The organism is Sphaerochaeta pleomorpha str. Grapes, from assembly GCF_000236685.1.
In the GTDB taxonomy this organism is placed as follows: domain Bacteria; phylum Spirochaetota; class Spirochaetia; order Sphaerochaetales; family Sphaerochaetaceae; genus Sphaerochaeta; species Sphaerochaeta pleomorpha.
Genome location: NC_016633.1, coordinates 3,539,435 through 3,565,701, shown reverse-complemented (window position 1 = coordinate 3,565,701; position 26,267 = coordinate 3,539,435). Strand labels below are relative to the sequence as shown.

General features: G+C 47.2%; 20 protein-coding genes. 8 read left to right on the top strand and 12 right to left on the bottom strand.

Annotation, left to right across the window (positions count from 1 at the left end; all coding sequences use genetic code 11):
• Nucleotides 1-163 precede the first annotated feature (163 nt).
• Entirely contained in the window at nt 164-1,858 is a 1,695-nt protein-coding gene (locus tag SPIGRAPES_RS16200; protein WP_014271841.1) for a carbon starvation CstA family protein, read from the bottom strand.
• Nucleotides 1,859-2,113: 255 nt separating this feature from the next.
• Between SPIGRAPES_RS16200 and asnS the strand changes: the two genes are divergently transcribed.
• On the top strand, nt 2,114-3,502 hold the full coding sequence (gene asnS, locus SPIGRAPES_RS16195) for an asparagine--tRNA ligase (protein WP_014271840.1): 1,389 nt from the start codon (nt 2,114-2,116) through the stop codon (nt 3,500-3,502).
• 211 nt (nt 3,503-3,713) lie between these two features.
• On the opposite strand, the gene SPIGRAPES_RS16190 is transcribed toward asnS, so the two are convergent.
• Genes SPIGRAPES_RS16190 through SPIGRAPES_RS16180 form a run of 3 tightly spaced genes read right to left on the bottom strand, consistent with a single transcriptional unit; the run spans nt 3,714 to nt 7,197 of the window.
• Nucleotides 3,714-4,286 (bottom strand): helix-turn-helix transcriptional regulator, encoded by a 573-nt coding sequence (locus tag SPIGRAPES_RS16190; protein ID WP_014271839.1) that lies wholly within the window; start codon nt 4,284-4,286, stop codon nt 3,714-3,716.
• A 26-nt stretch (nt 4,287-4,312) separates the two neighbouring features.
• Nucleotides 4,313-4,855: a DUF188 domain-containing protein gene (locus tag SPIGRAPES_RS16185; protein ID WP_014271838.1), complete on the bottom strand. Its 543-nt coding sequence runs from the start codon at nt 4,853-4,855 to the stop codon at nt 4,313-4,315.
• A gap of 5 nt (nt 4,856-4,860) precedes the next feature.
• Nucleotides 4,861-7,197: a glycoside hydrolase family 2 protein gene (locus tag SPIGRAPES_RS16180; protein ID WP_014271837.1), complete on the bottom strand. Its 2,337-nt coding sequence runs from the start codon at nt 7,195-7,197 to the stop codon at nt 4,861-4,863.
• Nucleotides 7,198-7,383: 186 nt separating this feature from the next.
• On the opposite strand from SPIGRAPES_RS16180, the gene SPIGRAPES_RS16175 reads away from it, so the two are divergent.
• Complete coding sequence (locus tag SPIGRAPES_RS16175; protein WP_014271836.1) at nt 7,384-9,045, top strand: diphosphate--fructose-6-phosphate 1-phosphotransferase; 1,662 nt, start codon at nt 7,384-7,386, stop codon at nt 9,043-9,045.
• Nucleotides 9,046-9,128: 83 nt separating this feature from the next.
• Here the strand turns inward: SPIGRAPES_RS16175 and mgrA are convergent, their stop codons facing one another.
• Nucleotides 9,129-10,157 carry an L-glyceraldehyde 3-phosphate reductase gene (mgrA, locus tag SPIGRAPES_RS16170; RefSeq protein WP_014271835.1) on the bottom strand — a complete coding sequence of 343 codons (1,029 nt, stop codon included), beginning with the start codon at nt 10,155-10,157 and terminating at the stop codon, nt 9,129-9,131.
• A gap of 241 nt (nt 10,158-10,398) precedes the next feature.
• Here mgrA and SPIGRAPES_RS16165 point away from each other — a divergent pair, with 241 nt between their 5' ends.
• Nucleotides 10,399-12,897: a beta-mannosidase gene (locus tag SPIGRAPES_RS16165; RefSeq protein WP_014271834.1), complete on the top strand. Its 2,499-nt coding sequence runs from the start codon at nt 10,399-10,401 to the stop codon at nt 12,895-12,897.
• A gap of 84 nt (nt 12,898-12,981) precedes the next feature.
• Here SPIGRAPES_RS16165 and SPIGRAPES_RS16160 read toward each other — a convergent pair whose 3' ends face one another.
• The 4 genes from SPIGRAPES_RS16160 to SPIGRAPES_RS16145 all read right to left on the bottom strand — a co-directional run bounded on the left by SPIGRAPES_RS16160 (nt 12,982) and on the right by SPIGRAPES_RS16145 (nt 17,520).
• Complete coding sequence (locus tag SPIGRAPES_RS16160) at nt 12,982-14,331, bottom strand: ABC transporter substrate-binding protein (protein ID WP_245535450.1); 1,350 nt, start codon at nt 14,329-14,331, stop codon at nt 12,982-12,984.
• Between the two features lie 211 nt (nt 14,332-14,542).
• A complete protein-coding gene (locus SPIGRAPES_RS16155; protein ID WP_014271832.1) occupies nt 14,543-15,394 on the bottom strand; it encodes a carbohydrate ABC transporter permease in 852 nt (283 codons plus the stop codon).
• A 1-nt stretch (nt 15,395) separates the two neighbouring features.
• Entirely contained in the window at nt 15,396-16,319 is a 924-nt protein-coding gene (locus SPIGRAPES_RS16150) for a carbohydrate ABC transporter permease (RefSeq protein WP_014271831.1), read from the bottom strand.
• Nucleotides 16,312-17,520 (bottom strand): ROK family transcriptional regulator, encoded by a 1,209-nt coding sequence (locus tag SPIGRAPES_RS16145; protein ID WP_245535449.1) that lies wholly within the window; start codon nt 17,518-17,520, stop codon nt 16,312-16,314. The genes SPIGRAPES_RS16150 and SPIGRAPES_RS16145 overlap by 8 nt, the downstream gene beginning before the upstream one ends.
• 170 nt (nt 17,521-17,690) lie before the next feature.
• Between SPIGRAPES_RS16145 and SPIGRAPES_RS16140 the strand changes: the two genes are divergently transcribed.
• Nucleotides 17,691-19,172 (top strand): beta-N-acetylhexosaminidase, encoded by a 1,482-nt coding sequence (locus SPIGRAPES_RS16140; protein ID WP_014271829.1) that lies wholly within the window; start codon nt 17,691-17,693, stop codon nt 19,170-19,172.
• A 210-nt stretch (nt 19,173-19,382) separates the two neighbouring features.
• Here the strand turns inward: SPIGRAPES_RS16140 and SPIGRAPES_RS16135 are convergent, their stop codons facing one another.
• From SPIGRAPES_RS16135 to SPIGRAPES_RS16125, 3 genes are all read right to left on the bottom strand, one after another.
• A complete protein-coding gene (locus tag SPIGRAPES_RS16135; protein WP_014271828.1) occupies nt 19,383-19,688 on the bottom strand; it encodes a YhbY family RNA-binding protein in 306 nt (101 codons plus the stop codon).
• A 13-nt stretch (nt 19,689-19,701) separates the two neighbouring features.
• Nucleotides 19,702-21,444: an AMP-dependent synthetase/ligase gene (locus SPIGRAPES_RS16130; RefSeq protein WP_014271827.1), complete on the bottom strand. Its 1,743-nt coding sequence runs from the start codon at nt 21,442-21,444 to the stop codon at nt 19,702-19,704.
• A gap of 135 nt (nt 21,445-21,579) precedes the next feature.
• Entirely contained in the window at nt 21,580-22,455 is an 876-nt protein-coding gene (locus SPIGRAPES_RS16125; RefSeq protein WP_014271826.1) for a LysR family transcriptional regulator, read from the bottom strand.
• Nucleotides 22,456-22,565: 110 nt separating this feature from the next.
• Here SPIGRAPES_RS16125 and SPIGRAPES_RS16120 point away from each other — a divergent pair, with 110 nt between their 5' ends.
• The 4 genes from SPIGRAPES_RS16120 to SPIGRAPES_RS16105 are packed head-to-tail and all read left to right on the top strand — an operon-like array spanning nt 22,566 to nt 26,161.
• Nucleotides 22,566-23,480 carry a 4Fe-4S binding protein gene (locus tag SPIGRAPES_RS16120; RefSeq protein ID WP_014271825.1) on the top strand — a complete coding sequence of 305 codons (915 nt, stop codon included), beginning with the start codon at nt 22,566-22,568 and terminating at the stop codon, nt 23,478-23,480.
• Between the two features lie 6 nt (nt 23,481-23,486).
• A complete protein-coding gene (locus SPIGRAPES_RS16115) occupies nt 23,487-24,431 on the top strand; it encodes an ABC transporter substrate-binding protein (RefSeq protein WP_014271824.1) in 945 nt (314 codons plus the stop codon).
• Nucleotides 24,403-25,413, top strand: a complete 1,011-nt coding sequence (locus SPIGRAPES_RS16110; RefSeq protein WP_014271823.1) for a FecCD family ABC transporter permease — start codon at nt 24,403-24,405, stop codon at nt 25,411-25,413. Before SPIGRAPES_RS16115 ends, SPIGRAPES_RS16110 begins: the two co-directional genes overlap by 29 nt.
• Complete coding sequence (locus SPIGRAPES_RS16105; RefSeq protein WP_014271822.1) at nt 25,406-26,161, top strand: ABC transporter ATP-binding protein; 756 nt, start codon at nt 25,406-25,408, stop codon at nt 26,159-26,161. Before SPIGRAPES_RS16110 ends, SPIGRAPES_RS16105 begins: the two co-directional genes overlap by 8 nt.
• Nucleotides 26,162-26,267 lie beyond the last annotated feature (106 nt).

Genomic DNA, 26,267 nt, shown 5'->3' with positions numbered 1-26,267 from the left:
TATTCTTTTTCCTGTATAAATGTATAAATTATTATCGGTTATATATTTTCCAGCAAAACCACCCTTTCTTTGTTCAGCGTAGAACAGTTACGACCCATTCTATAAACAAAACAGGCAGGGATTAACTCCCTGCCAATAGATAATAAACGTTACTATTAGTGTATTAAGCTACAGATTCTTCTTCAACCACTTCTTCTTTTGATGAGAAGAACAGCGTCTTTATCGATTTAAAGGCAATGACAATCCCCAGTCCGACCAGAAGAATTCCGAAGATGAGTTGCATACCATCGGAAAGGAATACAAAATCACCACTGATAAGCCTTCCGAAGCGGGAGACTAGAATCTGGGTAAGGGCAGTAAAAGTGACGGCAAGCATGAAGAACATGGGAACCCAGATCATCGATCCCTTTTTGTTGGTCTTCTTAAGGAAGATAGCTATTGCACACAGGGCCAAAGCACTGACCAACTGGTTGGCCGACCCGAACAAGGGCCATATATTCCTATAGCCATTCAAAGACAGGAGGTAGCCGAAGAACAGGGTAATGATTGTTGCAAAATATTTATTGGTAAGCAATTTCAGTACAGGACCCATCTTGTCTTCTTCTGTTGAACTGTCCATAAACAACTCTTGGAATGCCAGTCTCCCGATTCTTGCCACTGAGTCCAGGCTGGTGAGGGCAAATGCACTGATTGCCAAGGTCATGATGGTATTGCTGGCCAATGAGGGAATCCCTACCTTGGCAAGGAAGCCTGCAACTGCCATGGAGAAAATCTGCGGGGGAGTTCCCTTGGGAAGTACGCCGTTGGAGGCAACCGCACCGGCACAGATGAGTGCGATGACTGCAACAAGTGACTCGAGGAGCATTGCGCCGTAAGCAACAGGAAGCATTCCCTTCTCATTCTGGATTTGCTTGGAAGAGGTTCCGCTGCTTACCAGGCTATGGAAACCAGATACTGCTCCACAGGCGATGGTTACGAAAAGGATCGGGAACATATTCTGGCCGTTTACATTAAATCCGGTAAAAGCAGGGAGATTGATGGTCGGGTTTGCAATAAAGATACCGACCACGGCAGCTATAACCATGAAGACCAGCAAAAAGCTGTTCAGATAGTCACGGGGTTGCAACAGAGCCCACACGGGGACAACCGAAGCCACCATGATATAGGCAAATACCAGGTAGACCCAGATAGTTTTAGAAATGAACATCGGAAAGGCAAGACCAAAGGCGATACAGGCGATAAGCGCCACGATGGAGACCGTAGTACTCACAAGGTTGGTAGGCTTTGCATAGCGGATAAAGTAGCCCAAGCCGACTGCGATTACAATAAAGGCACAACTGGTCGTGGCAGTGGAACCATTGATGATGTTTTTTGTGGCATCGGCATTGAACCCATTGAAGGTTCCGGCAACGATGTCGGCAAAGGCAGCAACAACCAGGATGGAGAACAGCCATACAAAGAGCAGGAACAATCGTTTTCCGATTTTACCAACATACAGTTCGATGATATATCCGATCGAACGGCCTTTGTTTCGGACAGAAGCATAGATGGCCCCGAAATCCTGAACAGCACCGATAAATATGCCCCCGACCAGGACCCAGACCAAAACTGGTACCCATCCAAAGATAGCGGCTTGGATAGGTCCGTTGATGGGTCCCGCCCCCGCAATCGATGCAAACTGGTGCCCAAAGACTACCTGGGTAGAGGTAGGCACATAGTCGACGCCATCTTCCATTTCGTACGCAGGCGTTTTCCGCTTGGGGTCGACGCCCCATTTCTTTGCAAGGTATCTGCCATAAATCAGATATGCCCCACCCAAGGCAACGATGGCGATTACCAACATCAGAATTCCGTTCATTTCAATCCTCCAGCTACGATGCAGTGCGATTTTATAGGACAGGCCATACACAATGGCCAGTAAAAACCAATGCTCTCATACAAATCCATAGGGGTGTATAATATATTGTGCATTATAGTTGTATATTTATACATTTTATGGATAAAAAAACTTCTGGCATTATAGCAAGAGAAATTCCTTTGGGTCAATTGAATATTGACTAGAATACAGGAAAGAACCCATAATACCAGAATAATTTTCGAAGGAGCATTTCCTATGAACGAACGGATTTCAGCTTTACTCAAGAGAAAGCCGGGGCCAGAGATTATTACGGCCGAAGGCTGGGTACGCACAAAACGCGACAGCAAAACCGTATGCTTCCTTGAGCTGAACGATGGTTCGTGCCTCAAGGGCTTACAGGTTGTCATCGATAAGGTAAGTCTGAACAACGATGCCTTGCTGTCATCCATTACCACGGGCTCTTCGGTTACCTGCAGGGGGCCGATTGTAGAAAGCGCTGGGGGAAACCAGGAAGTAGAGATGGCAAGTACCGATGTTACACTTATCGGTGAATGCCCGGTTGACACCTACCCTCTCCAGAAAAAGCGCCATAGTGTCGAATACCTGAGGGAAATATCCCATCTTCGCCCCCGCACAAACATGTTCGGTGCAGTCGCGCGTGTACGCAATACGCTTTCCTTTGCCGTGCACCAGTATTTCCAGGAGAATGGTTTCGTCTATGTAAACACCCCTCTCATCTCGGCAAGCGATTGCGAGGGAGCCGGTGAAATGTTCCAGGTTACCACCCTCGATTTCGACAAGGTACCCAGGACTGAAGAAGGTCAGGTGGATTATTCCAAGGATTTCTTTGGAAAAAAATCATTCTTGACTGTCAGCGGTCAGCTCGAGGGAGAAACCTACGCCACTGCCTTGAAAAACATCTATACCTTCGGACCTACGTTCAGGGCCGAAAACTCCAATACGAAGCGACATCTTGCCGAATTCTGGATGGTTGAACCTGAGATGGCATTCTGCGATGTCACCGGTGATATGGAAATTGCAGAATCTTTTTTGAAGTACCTGTTTAAATCGGTATTGGAAAAATGCCCTGAAGATATGGCTTTTTTCTCAAAATTCGTTGAAGCAGGAGTAGACAAGACGCTCCAGCATGTTGTCGATACGCCATTTGCCCATCTAACCTATACGGAAGCTGTCAAGATTCTTGAAAAATACAATGACAAATTTGACTATTCGGTAAGCTGGGGCAGTGACTTGCAGAGTGAACATGAAAAATTCCTCACTGAAGTCGTCTGCAAAAGCCCGGTGATCGTCACCGACTACCCCAAGGAAATCAAGGCTTTCTACATGAAACTCAATGACGATGGGAAGACCGTACGCGGAATGGATGTACTGGTACCCCGTCTCGGAGAAATCATCGGAGGCTCGGAACGCGAATCGAACATTGATGTCCTGACCGCCAGGATGAAGGAGCTCAACCTCAACCCGCAGGATTACTGGTGGTATCTTGACCTGAGAAGATATGGCTCGGTTCCCCATGCAGGGTTCGGTCTCGGTTTCGAACGTGCAGTGCAATATGTAACCGGCATGGCAAACATCCGTGACGTCATCCCGTACCCAAGGGCTCCGAAACTGGCTGATTTCTAGAAGCAATTTATTTCTGCAAAAAAGGGCTGTTCCAATATTTCATTGGTGACAGCCCTTCTCTTTTTCCAACACTTTTGTCACCTATATAGGTGGAAGTATTAACGGTTGCACGTTCGCACTTGCCGCAATGGTGGTGACTAATGATCTTTCATAAGGAAATAGATATATCCGCAACATAGACTTCCAATTGAAAAATCTTCCTTTTCGGTGCTTAAGAGAATTCCATATCCCTTACCATCGCCCACACCACCAGCTGGCTGGTTGTATGCACCCCGGTCTTGAGAAACAAATTCTTTTTGTGTGCCGAGACAGTGGAAAGCTTTATCCCCAGTTTTGTGGCTATCTGGCGATTATCCTGCCCCGAGATGAGCAGGGCAATGATCTGCCGTTCCCGTTGGGTCAGGTTACATCTGCTTTTTTCTGCACAACAGGCCTGGGAACCCTGCTTTACCATCCGGAGAATCAGGGAATCAACTTCTTCCTGGTCAGCCTCCTCGGATATGAGGAAACAGCCATTCGACTCCAGCATCTTCAAAACCGAAAGATTTTGCGGGGGAACAAAGACCAGCAGAGGAAGATCAACAAGGGTATGAAGTGTTGCCTTCAGCTTGAGCAGGGAAGGCAATGCATCTTCCCGTCCCAGAACCAGTTGGGCCCTTTCGGTTTTCAGTGGGTCACCGAGCTTGCTCATCGTACAGGATAACCAGGGCATTTCCCCTGTCTTTTCAAGCAAGAAAATCCTGTCTATTTCATTTTCGTAGAGAACCAGTGCATATTTTCGCATCAATAGAGAAAGGAGAAAACCTTCCCCTATTGCTTCACGGTCAAAATATGCAATAGGGAATTGAGGGAATCGGAGAATGCTTTGACTTCCTTTGGCCCCATAGGTTTGTTTTTCTGGGAGAAAATCCCCATTTCGCGAAATTCAGTCATCACATTACGAACCGAGAGTCTATTGGCCATATTCTCTTTGTTGTAGATTCCACCCCGGTCATCAATGACAGGAATATCCCTCTCGACCAGGCGTGCTGCAAGCGGGATATCATGGGTAATGGCAAGACAGGGAAGTTCTGCATTCTCGACTATCCAGTCATCGGCGCTGTCCATTCCAGAATCTACTACGACACTCTCGATTTCGCTTTGGATCGAGCGTAGGACCAGAGCATCGGTGACACCCTCTTGTTTTGCCTTTTTCCGAAGCAAAGCAGTCTGCTCCTGCTTGGCCAGCTGCACATCTTTGAGGGGTCGGTCCGAAACAAAAAAAGCACGATATCCATTCTTGGTAATACACCTGAGCAAAATGACCCTGAGGTTCTTTGGACAGGAGTCGGCATCAATATAAAGGGTAAACATAGAACCTAGCCTACCGTAAAAGCAACCATCTTGTCACCCAGATTGCTATGAACCGTCACCGTAGCCTTCCCGCTTGTACCGGTAGTGCGCACATAGATGGCCGAGGTGCCCCCTTCAGTCTGGCTCAAAGAGGGGGACAATAACGAAATGGGGCCTTGTACGGAAACCGTAAAAGCCTCATGGGCATAACAAAGCGGCAACATCATGTCCTTTTTCCGTATTTCTACGGAAATCTGGGCTACGTCATAGCAAGGACCAAGCTGCAAGGTTGTCTTTGAGACTTCCAAATGCAGTTCAGGCTTGTTTTCTCCGCCAAATACCTCGGTGCAGACAACCTTGCCCCCACAGACGCCCTCGAATTTCCAGACAGAGGCGGCACTTCCCCAATTTCCGACATAACGAGAGTACAGGTTCACCGCCGCATCGTAGGAAATCTTATATTTTTTCATAAAATAGAACATCTTCAGCTTATCGCCGAGGGTAAACTGGGCAGCTTGTTTTCCCACCTTTATAAGCAAATTTTTCAAATACTGTCTGTCTTTTGGAGAAAAACTGTTTTCTGCCTCAAACCGTTTCCCGATCAAATCCTCGATGACAACAGGAGGATGGGGAAGATGGGAAAATTGCTTGCGGTCGGGAAGAAAGGAACCAACCAATTCAGTATTGTAATACAGGTTCACACTGTCACAGTTCGTACAGACCAGTACTGATTTGATAGAGGAGAAAGGAAAATCGCCGATATCCATCGTAGAGGAAACGACCATAATTTTCTTTTCGTCCTGCTGGGCCTGGTAAGCATAGGCAGCAAGTTTGGGAAGGCGGAACTGGTCGCATACCCCATGGTAGCAGACCTGGTCCCCGCTTCCGAAATTGCTATGGGTAGTATAATCATTCATACACCACCCTATCGCCCCGGATACCCCCTCTGTTGCATACAGGGAATCGAGGACGCGATAGTGCCTAAGGGCATGCTCACTTCGCATGATAGGGTTGTCATATCGTTTTGTCGGGAACATATGGCCGTTGAACTCGGTTACCAAGTACGGTGCATCTACAAGGCATATGTCTTTTTTCTTTGCCAGCCCAGCGTTTTTGCCGCTGTGGGAAAAATCATTATAGGTATACACATCCTCCAGCAAATGGCTTTTTGCAAAGTTCCGTATGCCACCGGTTTGCCTGGTAGCATCGGTTTTATGAGCCATCGCATTGGTCTGTTCATACAATGCATCATCGTCAGGGGATTCGTTGATCCTTACACCCCATAAGACGATGCTCGGATGGTTGTAATCACGTACAATCATATCCCTGACATTGGCCACACACAATTTCCGCCAATGCTGATCGGAAGAGATATGTTGCCACCCAGGGATTTCCTCCAGTACCAGCAACCCAAGTTCATCGCAGGCATCCAGAAAAGAAGGATCCTGCGGATAGTGGCTTGTCCTGACAATATCCACACCCAGTTGCTTGAGTTGCAAAGCATCGTCTCTTTGCATTGATGGCGGCATTGCATATCCGACATACGGATAACTCTGGTGGCGGTCAAGGCCAATGAGTTTTTTCTTCTTTCCGTTGAGATAAAACCCATCTTTTTCAAACCGCGCAGTACGGGAACCTATTTTGCAGGAGAAGGTGTCAAAGCCATCGAGTGACAGACAAAAGGTATACAGCTTCGCGTTTTCAGTGCTCCAGCTCTGCAAATTCAAATCTCTCATCTGTTCGGTAATCACTCCGTCCAGGACAAGACCCTCGCAAGAACCTACTTCGCTTTCACCGTCATAGAGCGTTGCAAGGAAAGGCAACCCATCGGATTCTTTGACTTCAGCCCTAAAGAAAATGAGCGAGGGGTTTTCACACACTACCTGGCATGCTGTTATCCGTTGCTGGTGAAAATAATGCAACGTGACGGTACGGTATAATCCCCCAAAGGTGAGGTAGTCTATGCTACCGCCGAATGGAGGGATCTTGGGATTCTCCCTGCTGTCCACAACAACGGTGAGTACCAGCTCTTTTTTTAGGGGAAGCTCTACCTCAAAGGGGGTATATCCCCCTTCATGGGTGCAAAGCAGGATACCGTTGCCATAGACCTCTGATCGCGAGGCGACTCCTTCAAAGCGTAGAAGGGCATGCATACCGACAGGACAGTCAAGCTTGAGGTGTTTCCGGTAACAACTGACAAAACAAAAATCCTTTTCATCAAAATAATGGCTCCGCTGGTATCGATTGGCATGGGGAAGGTCAACCAGTTCCCAGTGGCTGTCGTCAAAGGAAATATCGGTGTAAGTACTGTCGAAGGAAGGGGTAAAAAGCCAAGCAAAGTTCAAGGGTTCTGAAATATGCATGAGAGACTCCTTGTCTTTGGGTATAGCATGAAGTAGAGAGTGCCTGCAACAGGAATATGCGTCTCTGTTGTTTTACAACACTTGGGTGCAAGTTTAGGCTGTATAATTGTTCCAATCGCTTGAAAAGAAGTTGTATTTTTTCTATGGTTAGCATATCCAAGAGTTTTTTGAATTAAGGAGTATATCATGGATATTTCGCCCCTTCAGCGTGTAAGGTATGACTATCTGCCGAAGCTTCCTGCAATCCTTCGGGAACCCATGGGTTCCATCCTCCCAGTCAAGGGAGAGAATACGAATCCAGCCTCCGATGCCGAGGCAATCAAGGCTTTGTTCCCCAACACCTGTGGACTTCCGACGGTTTCTTTTGAGAAAGGAAAAGATGCTGCCATTTCCCAGATCCGTAATGTTGGAGTAATTCTTAGCGGAGGACAGGCTCCTGGGGGGCATAATGTCATCAGCGGTCTTTTCGATGCCTTGAAAGCAGCCAACAGCGAGAATCGCCTGTACGGATTCAAAGGCGGCCCCAGCGGTATCCTTGAGAATTCCTACAAAGAGATTACCGCTGACTTTTTGAAAGCCTATCGCAATACCGGTGGATTTGACATTATCGGCAGCGGAAGAACAAAACTCGAGAGCGAGGAACAGTTCAAAGTCTGCGAGGCAGTGTGTAAGACCCATGATATCACCGCTCTCGTAATCATCGGCGGAGACGATTCCAACACCAATGCAGCCGTCCTTGCAGAGTATTTTGCCAAAAGGAAAAACGGTATCCAGGTCATTGGTTGCCCAAAGACTATCGATGGTGACTTGAAAAACGAGGCAATCGAGATTTCCTTCGGTTTTGACACTGCTACCAAGACCTACAGTGAACTTATCGGGAATATTGAGCGTGACGCAAACAGTGCCAAGAAATACTGGCATTTCATCAAGCTCATGGGCCGTAGCGCAAGCCATATTGCCTTGGAGTGTGCATTGGAAACCCAGCCGAACGTCTGTCTTATCAGCGAAGAGGTAGAGGCTAAAAAGCAATCCCTTGCAAGCATCGTAGAAGACATTGCCAACACTGTCGCACTCCGTGCCCAGGACGGCAACAACTTCGGTGTCATCCTTATCCCCGAAGGTCTGGTTGAGTTCATTCCTGAGGTTAAGGTTTTGATCCAGGAGATCAACGACCTGCTGGCCAAAGAAGCCGAGGCCTATGCCCTTTGCTCTGATGACAACCAAATGTTCGCCTTTGTTGTCGAACGTCTCTCATCTGAGAGCAAGAGTGTTTTCAATCTTTTGCCTGAAGGCATCAAGAAACAGCTGCTTATGGACAGGGACCCCCATGGGAATGTCCAGGTCTCCAGAATCGAAACCGACAAGCTCCTTGCCGAAATGGTTGCAACCCTGCTCAAGAAGATGAAGAAGGAAGGGACTTACAATGGCAAGTTCAGCTCGATGACCCACTTCTTTGGCTATGAGGGACGCTGTGCCTTCCCGACGAACTTCGACTCCGACTACTGCTATAGCCTTGGTTATAACGCCTTCCTCTTGATCGCTGGCGGTTTGACCGGGTACCTTTCCTCTGTAAAGAACCTTTCTGCCCCCGCTCTCGAATGGAAAGCAGGCGGAATCCCCATTACAGCGATGATGAACATGGAACAGAGACATGGCGAGATGAAGCCGGTAATCAAGAAGGCCCTGGTCGAACTCGAAGGCAAGCCTTTCAAGTACTTTGAGGCACATCGCGCCCAGTGGGCCAGGGAAACCTGTTTCGTCTTCCCAGGCGCTGTACAGTATTTTGGACCTACAGAGGTTTGTGACAGGACTACGGTCACCCTTGAACTGGAACAGAGCGGAAAATAACAAGACCTGCATATGATACAAAAAACGCACTGGGCAGTTAGTCCGGTGCGTTTTTAATGCGTTTCTCACTCTTTGGTTTTAAATCAACCGGCAGTGCTCGATTTTACCCACAGATTGATATTCCCGTCCTGTGCGTAGTGATCGATCTCCTTCAGCTCATCATCAGTGAACGTCAAGTTATCCAGGGCACCCACATTTTCCTGTATCTGGGCAGGCGAGCTTGCACCAATAAGGACAGTGGTAATCTCCTTTCTCCTCAGCACCCAGGCCAAAGCCATCTGTGCCAGGCTCTGCCCTCGCTTCTTTGCAATTTCGTTGAGATTTCTAATCCTATCCAGGTTATCTTTTGTCAGCATCTTGGCAGAAAGGGCGGTACCTTCCTTGGCAGCGCGGCTGTTTTCGGGAATTGCCTCCAGATATTTATCTGTCAACATACCCTGGGCCAAGGGCGAGAAACAAATGGTTCCCATCCCGAGTTCTCCGATAGTATCGAGCAATTCTTCCTCAACCCAACGATTCAACATGGAATAGGAAGGCTGGTGAATGAGAATGGGGATATTGCGTTCCTTCAATATGGCATAGGCCTCGCGCGTTTTCTTTGCCGAGTAGGAAGAGATACCTACATAAAGGCACTTACCCTGCCGATAGGCTGTCTCAAGTGCTCCCATGGTTTCTTCAAGGGGCGTGTCAGGGTCGAACCGATGGGAATAAAAGATATCGACATAGTCCAGTCCCATCCGTTGCAGACTCTGGTCGAGGCTGGAGAGCAGATATTTCCTGCTTCCCCATTCCCCGTAGGGTCCCGGCCACATATTGTATCCGGCTTTGGTGGAGATTATCAGCTGGTCCCGATAGGCTGCCAGGTCCTGGGAAAAAATCTTTCCGAAATTCAGTTCCGCAGAACCTGCAGGGGGACCGTAGTTATTGGCCAGGTCAAAATGGGTAATGCCCAGATCAAAGGCAGTGTGAATCATCTCCCTGGCATTGGCCAGAGGCGTTGCATCACCAAAATTATGCCAAAGTCCCAAGGAAACTGCAGGGAGCTTGAGCCCGCTTTTCCCACAATAATTGTATTTCATCTTCTCATACCGTTTTTCATCAGGTGCATACATAGCATTGACCCCTTTTCATGGATTGGTAACGAGTACAAAGCAGGACTACCCCGCCTTGTCGCCTAGACCTATCAGTATATACCAGCCTTTTCTTTCATACAAGGAAAGGGAATTTTTACTGCTACGCATCCGTATAGGTTCCTGACTTTTAGCAAGCCATCAAGCGGCAACCCAACGTTTTTCCCACCCGAAAACATCCTTTGCAGGAGAATTGTGGTATACTGCCAAGCGGAGGGTTACCATGAAAACACTCAAAATAAACGGTCAATGGCGGCTTAGGCCCAAAGATAGCGGAGCCATTGCTCCGTTTTGCAAATATTTCCTTACCACAGAAAGCATTCCCTGTACCTTACCCGGGGACATCCACTCAGCATTGCTCGAGCAGCAATTGATCATGGACCCTTATTACGGAACCAATGAACTCGATGTCCAATGGGTTGGAAAGCATGACTGGATACTTTCCAAGGTTTTTCCCGTTACCAGAGAACAGATGGAAAGTGGCATGCCTGTCCTTACCCTTACCATGGCCGACACCATCATCACCGTCATGGTAAACCAGAAGGTGGCCGGAACATGTGACAACCAGTTCAGGCGTTTCCGCTTCGACCTCTCTTCTTTGCTCCAAGAGGGAGACAATACGATTGAGCTCCACTTTAGCAGTGCCGAGAATGCAGCAATCGCAGAGGCTGCAAAACTAGCCTACCCCATTCCGTATTCGGTCTACCCTGTATCTGCAAAGCACCGGAACCTCATTCGAAAAACCCAGAGCCACAGCGGCTGGGACTGGGGTCCCTGTATCATGAGTTTCGGTGTCTATGAGAATATCACCCTCGATTTTATAAACGAGGGAATCGTGGAATCCATCGTTACCGACACCAAGCCAAGCTCAAACAAAAACTGGGAAGCAACCGTCGAGGTCATCTACAATGCTTCCAAGGCACTGATGCTGAACTGTAAGGCGAGCCTGGCAAAATCCGTTCAGAAAGGCGAGGTACAGGTCATGCGGGGGTTGAATAAACTGACGTTCCATTTCGAATGCAAGGATATCGAACAATGGTGGCCTTGCGGTGAAGGGAAACCAACCCTGTATGAACTCACCTTGAACCTAGGGGAGCAGACGTTCTCCAAACGGATAGGTTTCAGGACCTTGACCGTCAATACCCCTGAGGACGGGCAAGGCGGGAAAGGCATGGTATTCTGTGTAAACGGCAGGGATGTTTTCGCAAAGGGTGCAAACTGGATACCCCTCGATGCCCTTGTTTCCCGGTTCTCAAAACAGCGTTATGACCAATTGCTGCAGGACTGCGTCGAGGCCAACATGAATATGGTTCGCCTGTGGGGCGGAGGTCTCTATGAAATGGATGCTTTTTATGATGCTTGTGATGAAAAGGGCATTATGATCTGGCATGACTGTATGTTCAGTTGCTCCCTGTATCCCTCCAGCCCAGCTTTCCTGGCAAATGTAGAAGCAGAACTCCGTTACCAGATTCCCCGTTTGAGAGACCATGCAAGCATCGCCCTATGGTGTGGCAACAATGAAGACCTCGGGGCCATAAGCTGGTATGAGGAAACGAAAAACAACCCGGTACGGTATATCATCGATTACGACCGGCTCAATGAAGGAACCGTCGGGAGAATCATAAGGGAGCTCGACCCAAACAGGACCTGGTGGCCTTCCAGCCCATCGGCAGGGATAGACGACTTTTCGGACAACTGGCATGACGACAGCCGCGGCGATATGCACTTCTGGTCAGTATGGCACGAAGGCAAACCTTTTGAGGCCTATTATTCCATCAAGCCACGGTTTGTAAGCGAATTCGGGTACCAGAGCTTCCCGTCTCTTTCGACTGTCAAGCTGTATACCCCTGACGAACAATTGAACCTGACCAGCCCGGTCATGGAGCACCATCAGAAAAACGACAGGGGAAACTCCATTATCATCGAGAACTTCTCACGGTATTTTCGTTTCCCCAATTCCCTTGAACACATGCTCTATCTCTCACAGGTACAGCAGGCGATGGCTATGAAAACCGCGGTAGAGTATTGGAGAACCTTGCGTCCTGTTTGTATGGGAACGATATTCTGGCAACTTAACGATAACTGGCCGGTAGCTTCCTGGTCCTCCATCGACTACACCGGGAAATGGAAACTATTGCAGTATGCGGCAAAACATTTCTATGCTCCAATCCTCCCGATTGCCTATGTGAAGGAAGACGGCATAATCGAAGTCTTTGTCATAAATGACCGGGCGACCCCCCTCGTGAATGCCAAGGTTTCCATTAAGTTCTGTCATTTTGATGGAACAAAACTTGAAAAACAGGAATACTTCCAGGATTTTGCACCCCAAAGCAGTACGCATATCTGCACGATCGATGGTAAGAAGCAGTTCAACGCAGAGGCCCAGGACACCTTTGTCTATTTCAAGCTGGTATCGAACGAAGTCTACAGGGAAAACTGCCTGTTCCTGGACCGGCCAAAAAAATGCTCCCTAGTCGATCCCAAACTGAAAGTATCGGTAGCAAAGGCACACGAGGGCTTTTCCGTTACGGTCAGTTGCCTTGCCCCTGCTTTCTTTGTCTCTCTCGATGCAGGCTCTCTTAAGGGGACTTTCACGGACAATTTCTTTGACATACGGCCGACTGCCCAGAAAGTTGTCGTATTCAAGACCAAGGAAAAGCTTACGATCAAGCAATTCCGCGATAGCCTGACAGTCTACGACCTGTATGGAAGCAGCCACTAGAATTGTCAACTCTTATGTCTTACCAAGAGAGAGGGGGCCGTTTCCGGTCCCCTCTACTTTGTCAAAACGATTTAGCGGTAAAGCTTATTGGTTGGCTTTCCAGGTTTGCCATGCCTTCTGGACATTCTGGGCTACCATGGCAGGGGTCTTAGACCCAAGACCGATTTCCTGCAATCCGGTGTTGATTACATTGTAAACGTCTCCAGCCAGTACTCCGTCGATAACGGGGGTAATGGTGTTGAAATTCTTATAGTAATCAGCCCTCTTGGCTACCAGGGGTTCGAGGTTCCTTTCTTTTACAACTTTGGCAACATCGACTTTGAGGTTGGAGGGGAAAGAAGCACCGATTGACAAACGATACGTCTGGGCATATTCGCCTTCGAGGAATTTAATAAGTCTCCAAGCGGCTTCTTCTTTTGCAGATCCTGCTGGAATGTTGGCACTCATGCCCCAACCGGTTCCGACTACGCCACTGTTGGAATTGTGAATTACCTCACCGGTAATCTCAGGAAGAACAACGAGTTCGATATCACTAGCCTGCACAGCTGGGCTCAACAAAGCCTGTCCGGTGGTCATATCAGTCTGGAAGGAAGCAGTCGACCAGTCGCCATCGATATAGAAGGCTGCCTTTCCGGCTGCAAAGCTACCACGGCTTGAACCGTAAGGACTGGAAAGACTGTTACGGTTGATCATACCTGATTTATACATATCATCAATAAGACTCAGTGAATTGATGAACCAGGGATCGGTAAAGGAAATCTTGCCGGAAGCAAGCTGGCCATACCAGTCAGTGCCTCCAAAGCGACCGACTACCATGGAGAACAAGCAACTCTGCATGACCCATGCGTCCATATTATCCATTGCGATCAAGTCGATACCCTTGGCCTTTAGGGGCTTTACCATTGCTTTCATCTCATTGTAGGACTTGGGCATGGTCAAACCATTGTCTTTGAGCACTTTCGTGTTGACATAAAGCATATGGGTCGTCGTAATACCGTTGGGAAGTTCACCCAGGAATCCAGCAAACTGCGGGGTCAGGGTTGCAGGGTTGTAGGAACTTACCAAGCCATCTTTTTCCAGGAACGGCATGAGGTCCTTCACGCTTTTGGTAGTGTGAAGACTGGTGGAACGTCCGCTGGGCCACATGTATAATACATCTGGCACTTTGCCGCTTGCTACATAGGCTTCTGTCTTCTGGTGGAACGGCTCATTGAACAAGTCTTCACGGATAACCTTGATGTCAGGATTTTCTGCATTGAATTTATCCCAGATCAACTTGACTTCGTTTGCACTGTTCGGTTCTGACATATCAATGTAGTTCAGAACAGTCAATTCTGTCTGCCCTTTGGCAGATGCATCTTCTTTGGTCCCCTGTGCAAATACTGATGTAACTACCATCATCAGAGCAAGAGCCAATACAGAAATTCGTTTCATTATAGTCATTTTTACCTCCTAATGACTTCTCATGAGCTTACAATCGGTAGGTTTTTGCCTACCCCGTCAATAGCACATTCACCCCAAAAAAAGGGTGAATCCTTCATGACCAATTTAGTTCATACTTTGTACAAACTAAATGCTACCATGCGTACCTACAGCTGTCAAACAATTTTAGGGTTGTGCTTTTCCCAGAACAAAGTCTGTTAGACTACCCTTTGACAGCCCCTGTTGCGACTCCCTTGGTAATCTCCTTGCGGAAGAACATGTAGAATATCAACATGGGCAACAAGCCTATTACCAAAGACGCAAACTGCTTTCCGAAATCGCTGGAAAGAGCCCCAGCAAATTTTTGAACCCCAACAGGAAGACTCTTCAGGGCATCACTGCTGGTCAGAATGTTGATCAACATAAATTCATTCCAAGTACCGGTAACGGTAAGAATTGCAACGGTAACACCAACAGGCAAAGCCATCGGGACAATGATAGTCCTGAATATCTTCAAATAGGTTGCCCCGTCAATCCTTGCCGATTCTATCAAGGCATTGGGAATACTCTTAATATAATCGGTTCCCAGGTAAATCCCCATAGGCATCGCAATACCGATATAAGGAATCAGGACCCCAAGGCGAGAGTTGTATAATCCAGTCCAGTTGATGATAAGGAACAAGGGAACCATGATAGACTGTAAGGTCAACAGTAGCCCGATGATAAAGGAACCATGCAGAATCTTGGTTGCCTTATGGGGTATCTTTGCAAAGGCAAACCCGGCCATAAAGGAGAAAACCAAGGTGACCAATGTAGTAATTCCCGTATAGATTACACTATTGAAAATCAGATGGGGAAACTTTCCCCTTACCCAGGCATCCTGGTAATTGATCGTGACCCAGGCTTTTGGAACCCCCAGCTTATTAAGCTGGAATTCGGTTGTTGTCTTGAAAGAATTCATAGCCAGCCAGATGAGCGGGTAGATTGCCATGAGCGTAAAGAAAAGGAGAACCAGATAGGTCAGAAACAAACCGAAACGGGCCCGGGGGCTTTTGGTATCTTTGATATCAGACATATTATTCTCTCCCCCCGAATTTACTCTCGGCCCATTTGGTCAAACCGATAAGGATAAAACTGATTGTTACCATCACGGTACTGATAGCATTTGCCAATGGATAATTCGGGGCTCCCCTGAAGGCTTTGTCAAACATATAGACAGAGAGGACACTGGTCCTGTTTGCAGGCCCCCCTCCCGTCATAACATAGATTAAGTCGAAACTTTTCAATGAACCGCTGATAGCCAGAATGCAACTTGTCACAAGGACCCCTGAGAGGGCCGGAAGAATGATATAGCGCAGAGATTGTCCTTCTGATGCCCCGTCAATCCTTGCAGCCTCGATAATTGCGGCATCGATTTTCTGCAAGTTGGCCATGAATATAATCAGGTAGGTTCCGGTATACATCCAGAGAATGACAAAGAGAACCGGGAACATAGGGTGATTGGAAACCGAATATTCAAATTCCGGGTTTATAAGCCTGACCAATTCCGGGTAGGCCCCGTACGGTGCAAAGAAAGATTTCCAGAGGATACCTATTACAACCGTAGAGATGACACAGGGCAGATAGATCATTGTCTGGAAAAAATCCGTTCTCTTTACAATACCCCTATAGAGTACATAGGAAAGGAAAAACCCCAGGGGAATCTGGCCGAAAACCGAGACAAAGACAATCCAGAGATTGTTTTTCAGGGCAAGGTAAAAATATTCATCAACGAACAGGCGTTTGTACCATTTCAAACCCACAAACGCAGCAGGGTTCTGTGCATTGAACAATTTACCACCGTTATAACTGCTCAGGCTCAAAACAATGGAAAATATGGTAGGAAAAGCCATTACCGCAAGGTATATGATAACCCCAGGCAAAACCAACATCCAGTAAGCACGGTTCTGTTCCCTACGTGAGGATGAAAGTGAAGATTTTAACGATTGATGCTTACTCATTGTCATCACTCCCGCTCTGTAAAATATAGCTTTTTTTCATCGGATAGGCCTGATTAATTACATCATCCCAGTCAAAATGGGTTCTGCTCTCAGTTTCCGATAATTCAGGAACAGCGAAGAGTTTCTGCAAGTACATAGTAGCAGCTCCTTTCGCAACTACCGATTCATCATGTGCATTGAAAACCATCTTGCATCCGATTTTTTCCAGTAAGGCAAGAAACTGGGGACAGTCTTTGCTGAGCATCCCTTGAATCTTGTCTTCATCATCGAAGGGTTTCCCGTGGATGAACAGGAAACGCGGGTCTATTACAGAGAGGACAGGAACAAGCGAAGAAAAAAGATCGTTCATCCAGACTGCCAAGGCCTGGGGATCAGAAACTGAGCGAATCAATACATCCTCTTGCAAACCAGTCTGACCTATGCTTTCTTCCCTCCAGCTCAAGGAACAGAATTCACCTGCACTGTGGTGAGACCCATGGTAGACTTTTCCGCCAATGGAGAGGGCAATGCCTACGCCAATGCCTGAACGGTCTCCAAACTGATAGCTTCCCTCATGGTAGTCAGCTATCAAACAGACAAAATCCCCCAGATGGATATTGCGGTTAATGGTCATTTCCAGCCAAGCGGTACAGTTGGCATCATTTTCAACGAATACCGGAACATCATAGCGTTTGGCAAAGAATGAATGAAAATCATAATTTTTTAGTTTAAAGGGTTCTGCATAGACAATGATTCCGTTGTCAGAGTTTACAATCCCGGGAATACCTGCACATACGGCAAGCAAGGGAATGTTGATTTTTTTCACCTCCGAGAGGACAAGATCCATGAGAAACAACAGGATCCCGTCAAAGTCAACCTTGGGCAGGGCACCTTTCTGTTGCCAGAGCAAGGAACCGGTGATATCGAGTATCACGGCACGATAATGGGAAGGCTGGATATCAAAACCAACCACGCAGCCAAATTTTTCATTGAGTCTGAGAATGATCGGCTTTCGCCCTCCCCTGCTCATACCGCTTCCTTCCTCACCCTCATAGACAACTTCATCGTCGATGAGCGCGGAGATGATATTGGTAACCGTCGACCGATAGAGGTTCAGTTCCCGGGCGATATCGACACGACTGATCCCTGGGCTCTTCCATATCAATTGGGAAACGAGGGAGGTATTGGCGTTTTTCTGAAAATTATTATTGTTTATTCTCATTTGCTTCTTTAAGATGGAGGGAAGTAAACCCTCTGTATTAGTTTGTTTGCTCTTTGTACAAACTAAGACTACCATCGGTCCTAGCCCCTGTCAATAAGAATATTTTCCAACTGACTGGAGAGCGGACCATAGGGTTTTGTAAGAAAACAGGTACCTTAAAGGAAGGAACAATGCAGAAAAAACAACCAAAGAAGGCATCGGAACTCCTTATGCCTCTTCCTTTGCATATCGTAGACCTAGAAGGGGCCTTTCGTCTCCACAACGGCACTACCATCAGCTTTGCACCGGAATTCAAAGAAATCGCTGAACTTGCGCAGCAACAGTTACAGTGCAACTTAGGGGGAGAAGATGTCTTTTTGAAAAAGACAGACACGCTACCGAGGGAGGGGTACACCCTTAAAGTAACCAAAAACCAGGTTGTTATCGCAGCTTCCCAGTCTGAAGGGGCGTTTCACGGTTTCATGACCCTTAGGCAGATGGCACTGGCCAATGACAACATCATCCCCTGTTGCAAAATCGAGGACGAACCATTATACAGCTGGCGTGGTTTCATGCTCGACTGCAGCAGGCATTTCTTTTCACCTGCATTCATCAAGAAACTCATCGATGCGGCGGCACTGCACCACCTGAACCGTTTCCATTGGCATCTTACCGATGACCAGGGCTGGCGTTTCCCTATAGATGGCTATCCAAACCTTGAGACGATAGGGTCTAAGCGGGCAGAACTCCAATATTCGGGACAGACTACCTATGGCGGGTTTTACCAGGAAGAAGAGATCAAAGAAATAGTAGCCTATGCCAAACAGCGCCAAGTGGTGGTAATCCCTGAAATCGAAACCCCAGGCCACGCCTCTGCCTTGCTTGCTTCCTATCCCCATCTCGGCTGCACCGAAGGGCCCTATGCAGTGCAGGACCGCTGGGGTATTTTCGAAGATGTACTGTGTGCGGGAAATGACGAGGTCTTGGAATTCCTCAAGGCTGCCATCGCTACGCTGGCCAGGCTTTTCCCCGGTCCTTATATCCATATCGGTGGGGATGAATGTCCCCATGCCCAATGGGAGCGATGCCCGAAATGCCAAAGTAGGATGCAAAAAAACAATCTGCACTCCGAAAAGGAACTCCAAGCCTGGATGACAACCCAAGTCGCAAAAATAGTAGAGGATGAGGGCAAGCAGCCCATAGGATGGGATGAGGTTCTTGAAGGGAGCGAAACACTTGGTTTACCAGAAAGCCTTATTGTTATGTCCTGGAGAGGAACAGAGGGAGGCCGCAAGGCAAGCGAGCTCGGCCACCAGATAATAATGAGCCCCAACACAGCAGGGTGTTACTTCGATTACAAGCACCTCGACAGTATTGAGGAACCGGGCAATCTGGGAGTAACCACGCTTCAGGACACGGCCCTTTTCAATCCCTGCCCTGTTGATCTGGACGAGGCCAGTCAGAAAATGGTGCTTGGTGGACAAGGAAACCTTTGGACCGAAAAAATCGTATATTCCAAACATGCGGAATATATGCTTTTCCCACGGTTATCGATCCTGGCGGAAAGACTTTGGAATCCCCAGGAAATGTCGAGTATACTTTCGAGGAGAAACAGCCTTGAAAAGAAGCTTTCGGCATTGGATTTTGATTGCTTCAAGGGAAATAGCAATTAACCATTGCAAGGGAAGAGCCCCTGTGGTACTAATGAGTATCACCTTCTGGTGGATTTTCTCTACTTGCAAGTCCCTGTTCCGTTGGAATGGGGGCTTGCGCTTTTTCTCTTTTCCCAGTTTTCCCTGAAACAGGGATTTTCATATAAAAAACCGAATAAAAAACACCAGGGGTTAGCTGGTGTCTTAGTTAGCAGGCAACCAGGTGTTGCCTTACTCCCCCTTCCTCAGTAATTCCTTTGGGAAATGCATGAGGTGGTTTTCGCTATCGCGGTAGAAGGTTGCAATAAACCCCATGATACCGATCAACTCGCTCTTTGTATCGACTGCAAGCTGTTCGGCAAGGGTTCTCTTCTCATCCTTGAAAGCCTGGAACTTCACCTTCACCAGTTCATGACTGGTGAGAGCCTCATCAAGGGCAGTAACAATCCTGGGATCTACGCCACCCTTACCGACCATTACGACCGGTTTTAGATTCTGGGCCTTTGCCTTCAGAAAACTCCGTACACTACTATTCATAGCCTAACTATACCTAGTCCTTGTACTTCTGTGCAACTACAAAGCGCTTAACTTTTTTCGTACTCGTCATTTCGAACGGCTCATCGACAACCTGTACACGGGTAATCTTTTTATAAACCGGCAATTCCTTGTTAACCTCAGCTACAATTTCTTCCATCCGATGGGCAATAAGGGCTTTGCTCGATGTTCCGTTTTCCTTTTCCATCTTTTCACGATAGGTCTCAGAAGGGTAAATCAATGCCCTGATACCTTCTTTCTTTGCTTTCACGTCAATATTATATTTGCATACACAGATAGTGTCGATCTCGTTATACAACTGAAAATGGTCCTCGATTTCCTCGGGGAAGACGTTCTTGCCACCTTCAGTGACAATGACATTCTTTTCCCGCCCGGTCAGATAGAGGTACCCGTTTGCATCCTGGTGACCGACATCCCCTGTCTTCAGCCAACCGTCTTCCAAGACCTCGGCCGTAGCCTCGGGATTCTTATAATATCCCTGCATGACCATCGAACCCTTGAGGTAGATAATACCATTGCCATCGCTATCGGGGTCAACGATTTTTACCTCGACACCAGGAATCGCTTTGCCTACCGAGGTTTCGATATAGGCCTCAACGGGATTGAGGTGCGTGATGGGACTGGTTTCGGTAAGGCCATAGCCCTGGACGAAATCTATGCCCAGTTCATTGAACATCTTGAAGGTGGAGGAAGGAAGCGGCCCACCACCGGAAATGCAGATCCTGTTATTTTCCAAGGAAAGCTTTTTCAAGAGGAACCCAAACATTTTCTTGCCGATATTCACCTTGAATACTTTCTTCAGGAAACCGGAGACACTCATCAGGAACCGGATTATTCCATAGAGAATAATACTTTTTTCCCGGATCCCGTTCATCAGGCCGCCAATCATCTTGTTGAAGAGCATGGGGACGCCGAGAAACATTGTTACATGACCTTCGCGTATTTCCTTGAAAACCTGACTGATCACCAGTTTCTTTCCAAAGACTACTTCGGCACCGACGCTCATCGAAACAAAGAATACCGAAAGCATGGTATAGGCATGGTGGATGGGAAGAATCGCATAGAATACGTCTTCGGGATAGATCCACATGTTCCCTTGGGCAAGATAGGCATCTGAAACCAGATTCCGGTGACTGAGCATCACCCCTTTGGGCGTCCCGGTAGTCCCGCTGGTAAAGAGAATTGCTGCAGTATCCAGTACATCGGCTTTTTCTCTTTCCTGCTCTTCTTCGACCTGGCAGTCAAGGACAAATGGGAAATCCTTGCAGATTTCCAGACTGATTTTCTCAACCAAGCCCAATGTATTCTTTGAATCAAGGGTTTTCAGTCGGTCTGCATCGGCAAAAATGCGGTCGACATCGGCAAAGGCAAGCAATTTTTCCATTTCCCCGTCGCGGAAGGTGTTGTCAAGGGGAACGACTATGGCCCCTGCAAAAAGAATTCCAAGATAGGCAATGGCCCATTCGGGACTATTCTTTCCCGATACAGCGATTTTCTCACCTTTTTTGACACCATGGCTAATTAGATAGTTGGCCAACCGTTTGACGATACCCTGCACTTCAAGAAAGGTAAATACCTCATTCTTGGGAACAAAGGCCGAATAGCACCTGTTATTAGGATACCTCTTTACTGTGATATTAAACATTTCAACAATAGTAGGCCATTCCCCTTGAAAATCTTTTCCTCTGAATTCTTCAAGGAAATCCCAACGTTTTTCGGATACCTTTTTGCTTGCCATGTGCCTTCTCCTATAGGTTTTTCTCTTTCAAAACCCAATACATCTAAACTATAGGCAGAACAAAACCAAAAATCAAGGTTTCTCTTACACTTTTTCAACATCCGTCATATTGTATTTTATAACTATTAGTCACTCTCACTCAAGTGTCTTGATTTTCTTCACGAGAGCCTCAAGCTGGGGAGTGAAAAATTTGTCCTTGTGGTAGACGAGGCTAAAAGCACGCACAAAATTTGCGTCAGCCAGCTGAATCTTTCTCAGTTTCCCCATCTGCAAATCCTTGCTGACCAGGCGAGAAGAAATTACTGTCAACCCTAGCCCACTCTTTACGGCATTCAAGATAACATCCGAACTATGACACACCCATTTTTCCTGCACGTTGGTTTTGTGCGCCGAAAGGAATTCAATGAACCTTTGCCTCGTTCCACTCCCCTCTTCCCTGAATATAAAAGGCAACCCTGCCAAATCTTCTGCTCTACAGCTGTTTTGGAAGGAAAATGGGAAATCAGGGGACATGACCAAAACCAGTTCATCAGAGACTACAGGATCTGTAACCAAGTCTGTATTCGATACCGTCCCTTCAACCAAGGCAAGGTCCAGCTTATTTTCGAGCAAGAGTTGTTCGATAGTCTTGGTATTATCGACAACAACCTTGAGGTTTAGATTTGTATGTTCCTTTTCAAAGGTGCAACAGAGGGCAGGCATGACACTACTCCCCACGGTTATCGTAGCTCCGATTCTTACCAACACTGGATGGCTGTATGCACCAAGATTTGTATCGATCTCATCATACACACAAAGAAGATCACGTGCATGGGAATACAGGTATTGCCCATCCTCGGTCAGATACAGACGTTTTGAAAACCGTTCAAACAAACGAACCCCATAGTCAGCCTCTATTCCTGCTATCACATGGCTTACCGTTGGCTGGGCACAGTCAAGGTTTTCAGCGGCCTTGCTCATGGAAAGGGTTTCGACTACCTCGCAGAAAATCCTAACATCACGTATGGTCATGGGCAACTCCTATATATAATGTTTTTACTATATTTTATATTCTTTTTATAGTATTTACGCTATATATTTTCTTTCTTATACTGCTCCTGTCCAAAAGAAGGAGCGACTGTATGAAACCAACCACTGAAGAAATAAAAGAGCTGAAAGGACAAGGGTTCCTAAAAAACCGGAGTGTCGATTCTTTTTCGGCCCGAATCATTACAAAGAACGGTTGCCTTACCGCAGACCAGCTGAAAAGTGCCTGTGAAGCTTCCAACCGGTATGGCAACGGCATGGTAACCATGACCAGCCGCTTGACCATCGAATTGCCAGGCATTGCATTTGAAACTATCCCATCGTTTAAAAAATACATTGCAGGGCAAGGCCTTGAGACCGGAGGTACAGGACATAAGGTGCGCCCTGTGGTCAGTTGCAAAGGAACCACCTGTACCTTTGGCCTATGCGATACCCAGTCGCTGGCCCTGGAAATCCATCAGAGGTTCTATGTAGGCTATCAATCGGTCACACTTCCCCATAAGTTTAAGATTGCCTGCGGGGGCTGTCCGAACAATTGCGTGAAACCGGATCTCAATGATTTTGGGATTGTTGCCCAAAAAATTGTTTCTCTCGACAGTGCAAAATGCAAGGCCTGCAAAATCTGCAAAGCACAGGTGGCGTGCCCCCTCACGGCAATTACCAAGGCAGGCAAAGCTACGATAGAGAGAGGCATCTGCAATAATTGCGGACGCTGCATCGAACATTGTCCTTTCTCTGCAATAGTCGGGGAAGAAACGCGGTTCTCAGTGTATCTCGGGGGAAGATGGGGCAAACGTGTACGGATCGGAACCAGACTCACTGCTCTCTATTCGAGAGCCGAGGTGCTCGACATGGTGGAAAAAGCCCTTCTGCTTTTCATTCAGCAAGGTAGTAAAGGTGAACGGTTTGCCTCTTTGGTCGATAGGCTCGGTACAGAAACCATACAGCTCGTGCTGGAAGGCAATACCCTGCTCGAACAGAAAGAAGCAATACTTCATGATGGACAATAGTGAGCTATGAACAAAAGACAATGGTTGGGTTTTCTTTGCCTACAACTTCTGCTGGTATCAATCCTGCTGTCTTGCTCCCGAACCGATACCGGTACTAAAAACCTGCGAGCAGGTACCTATCTCCAATTCACCGATGCCCTTGGCAACTCTGTCACACTCGCAGCAAAGCCCAAAAGGGTAATTTCAGCCTTTGGCTCGTATTGCGAAGCTTGGCTAGAGGCGGGGGGAGAGATTATAGGCGTTACCAATGATGTGATTTCACAACGGGATTTCTCGATCGATCGCAATACGGCCATCATCGGGACAGTCAAACATCCCAGTATAGAGGCCATCATTGCCCTCGAGCCAGATTTTGTATTACTCTCAGCCGACATTCCTTCCCACCTAGTTTTATCGGATATTTTGACACAGTCGGGAATTGCCCATGCCTTTTTCAAAGTAGAACATTTTGAGGATTTTCTTTCGATGCTCAATATCCTCACTGATATCACAGGCAGAAAGGATCTGTACAGGAAAAATGGACTTGAAGTGCAAGAACAAATCCAGTCTCTTCTGGCAAAAAGGACCTACCGTGTACAAAAACCCACGGTTTTACTCGTCCGCTGTTCTGCACTCTCAGTCAAAGCCCTTGCTTCCGATACCATGATCAACGTGATGCTTACAGAATTGGGGGCTGACAACCTGGTAAGTCGCCGCCCTTCTTTGCTATCTGATTTGGGAATGGAAGCTATTCTGGAAGAAAACCCTGATTTTATCCTTGCCATTGCCATGGGAGACAGCGACCAGGCAAATCAAGCAATGAAAGAATACTTTGCCTCGAATCCTGCATGGAAAGACCTTAAGGCAGTGCAACAAGCCCACTATTTGTTTTTGCCAAAAGAGCTCTTCCAGTACAAACCGAATGCCCGTTGGAGTGAAAGCTATGCATACCTTGAAAACATTATCTTTTGACAACACGCCTTTTTGGGGTTCCACCGCTCTATTGGCCTTGTTGTTCCTCTCCAGCCTTTGCCTGGGCTCAACGAATATATCAGGAAACCAACTTTTGGAAATCCTCTTCCACCAAGACCAAACCTCCACAGCTTTCAGGATTGTAAGATTTGTACGTTTTCCCAGAACCCTTGCAGCCTTGCTGTGTGGAATGGCCCTCGCTGTGAGTGGATATCTATTGCAGACAGCCTTGCACAATCCCTTGGCTAGTGTGAATATCATCGGGGTGAATGCCGGTTCCCTGTTTGCAACGGTTCTGTTTTCAGCCTTGTTCCCCCATCTCGTAAGCTATACGCTATTTGCTTCCTTTCTGGGAGCCTTGGTTTCGGTTTTGCTAGTATACTTTCTTACAAAAACTACAAAAGCCTCCCGCACGACCATACTCCTTGCAGGGGTTGCTCTCTCGAGTTTCTTTTCTGCCTGCAGTGATACTGTTATCACCCTTTTCCCGGACACCCAGATGCAGAGAACTGACTTTCTCATAGGCTCATTTTCCTTTGTTACCGAAAACCAGTTACGTTTTTGTGCTTGGTTCATCCTTGGAAGCATTGCCATTTCGCTAATACTCCAGAAGAACTTGCACATGTTGCTTTTAGGTGATGAGACGGCAAAGTCTTTGGGAGTACCTATTGAGAGAGTGCGCTTCGCCTCACTATTTCTGTCAGCCCTCCTTGCCGGCAGCGTGGTAAGCATGTGTGGCCTGATCGGATTCATTGCCCTTATAGTCCCCCACCTGGTCAGGATGTTGCTTGGTACCAAACGAAGTTCAATGATACCTTTCTGCGCAATTTGCGGAGCCATTATGGCAATAGGATGCGATATCCTTTCGCGGATTCTGTTTGCCCCCTATGAAATCCCTGTGGGAATCGTACTTTCCTTTGTGGGAAGCCCCTTCTTTCTGTATTTGCTGTTCGATAGAAAAAGGAGATCGATCCTTGCTTAGCCTCGAATCCATATACACAAGTTACGGTCAAAAGCAAATACTCGAGAATCTATCCATCGGCTTTCCCAAAGCCTCATTTGTTGCAATCATCGGCAAGAATGGTTGTGGGAAATCTACGCTTGTGAAAACAGCCTGTGCCCTTGTCAAACCAACGAAAGGAAAGGTTCTTCTGGATGGTAAGGAACGAAAGGCTTATGGCGAGAAGCCCTGGGCTCAAAAGGTATCGATGCTTTCGCAGATGCAATCAAATCCTTCCCTCTCTGTTGAGACCTTAGTCATGCACGGAAGATTCCCCTACCAGCATTTTTCCCGAAACCCTTCAGAGAGAGATTGGCATATCGTGCAAAAAGCCATCCAACGAATGGATCTTGAAAAACTCAGGTATAAGAACCTCCAGTCACTGAGTGGGGGCGAACGGCAAAAAGCCTATCTGGCTATGGTTCTGGCCCAGGATACCGACTATGTATTCCTCGATGAACCGACAACCTTTCTTGACCTCGGCTTCCAAAGAGAAATTATCTGCCTTATGCAGGAACTAAGGGACGAAGGGAAAGGGGTTGTTGCCGTACTGCATGATATCAATTCTGCCCTGCTTTATTGTGATGCTATATGCCTGATGGAAAACGGGAAGATCCTCAGCTATGATTCCCCTGGGCATACTGAACAATCAGCATTGATCAGCAAGGCCTTTTCGGTACAGACTGAGAAGGTCCAGGGGAAAAACGGGTACACCTATCTGTTTTTCTGAACAGGGTTTTGTTGACCAAACCGGCGTATGGTACTACAGTTACGCCCGAGGTACTTTCAGATATGCAGTTTACTCATTTCGATGACATAGTTTCCCACATGGAAAC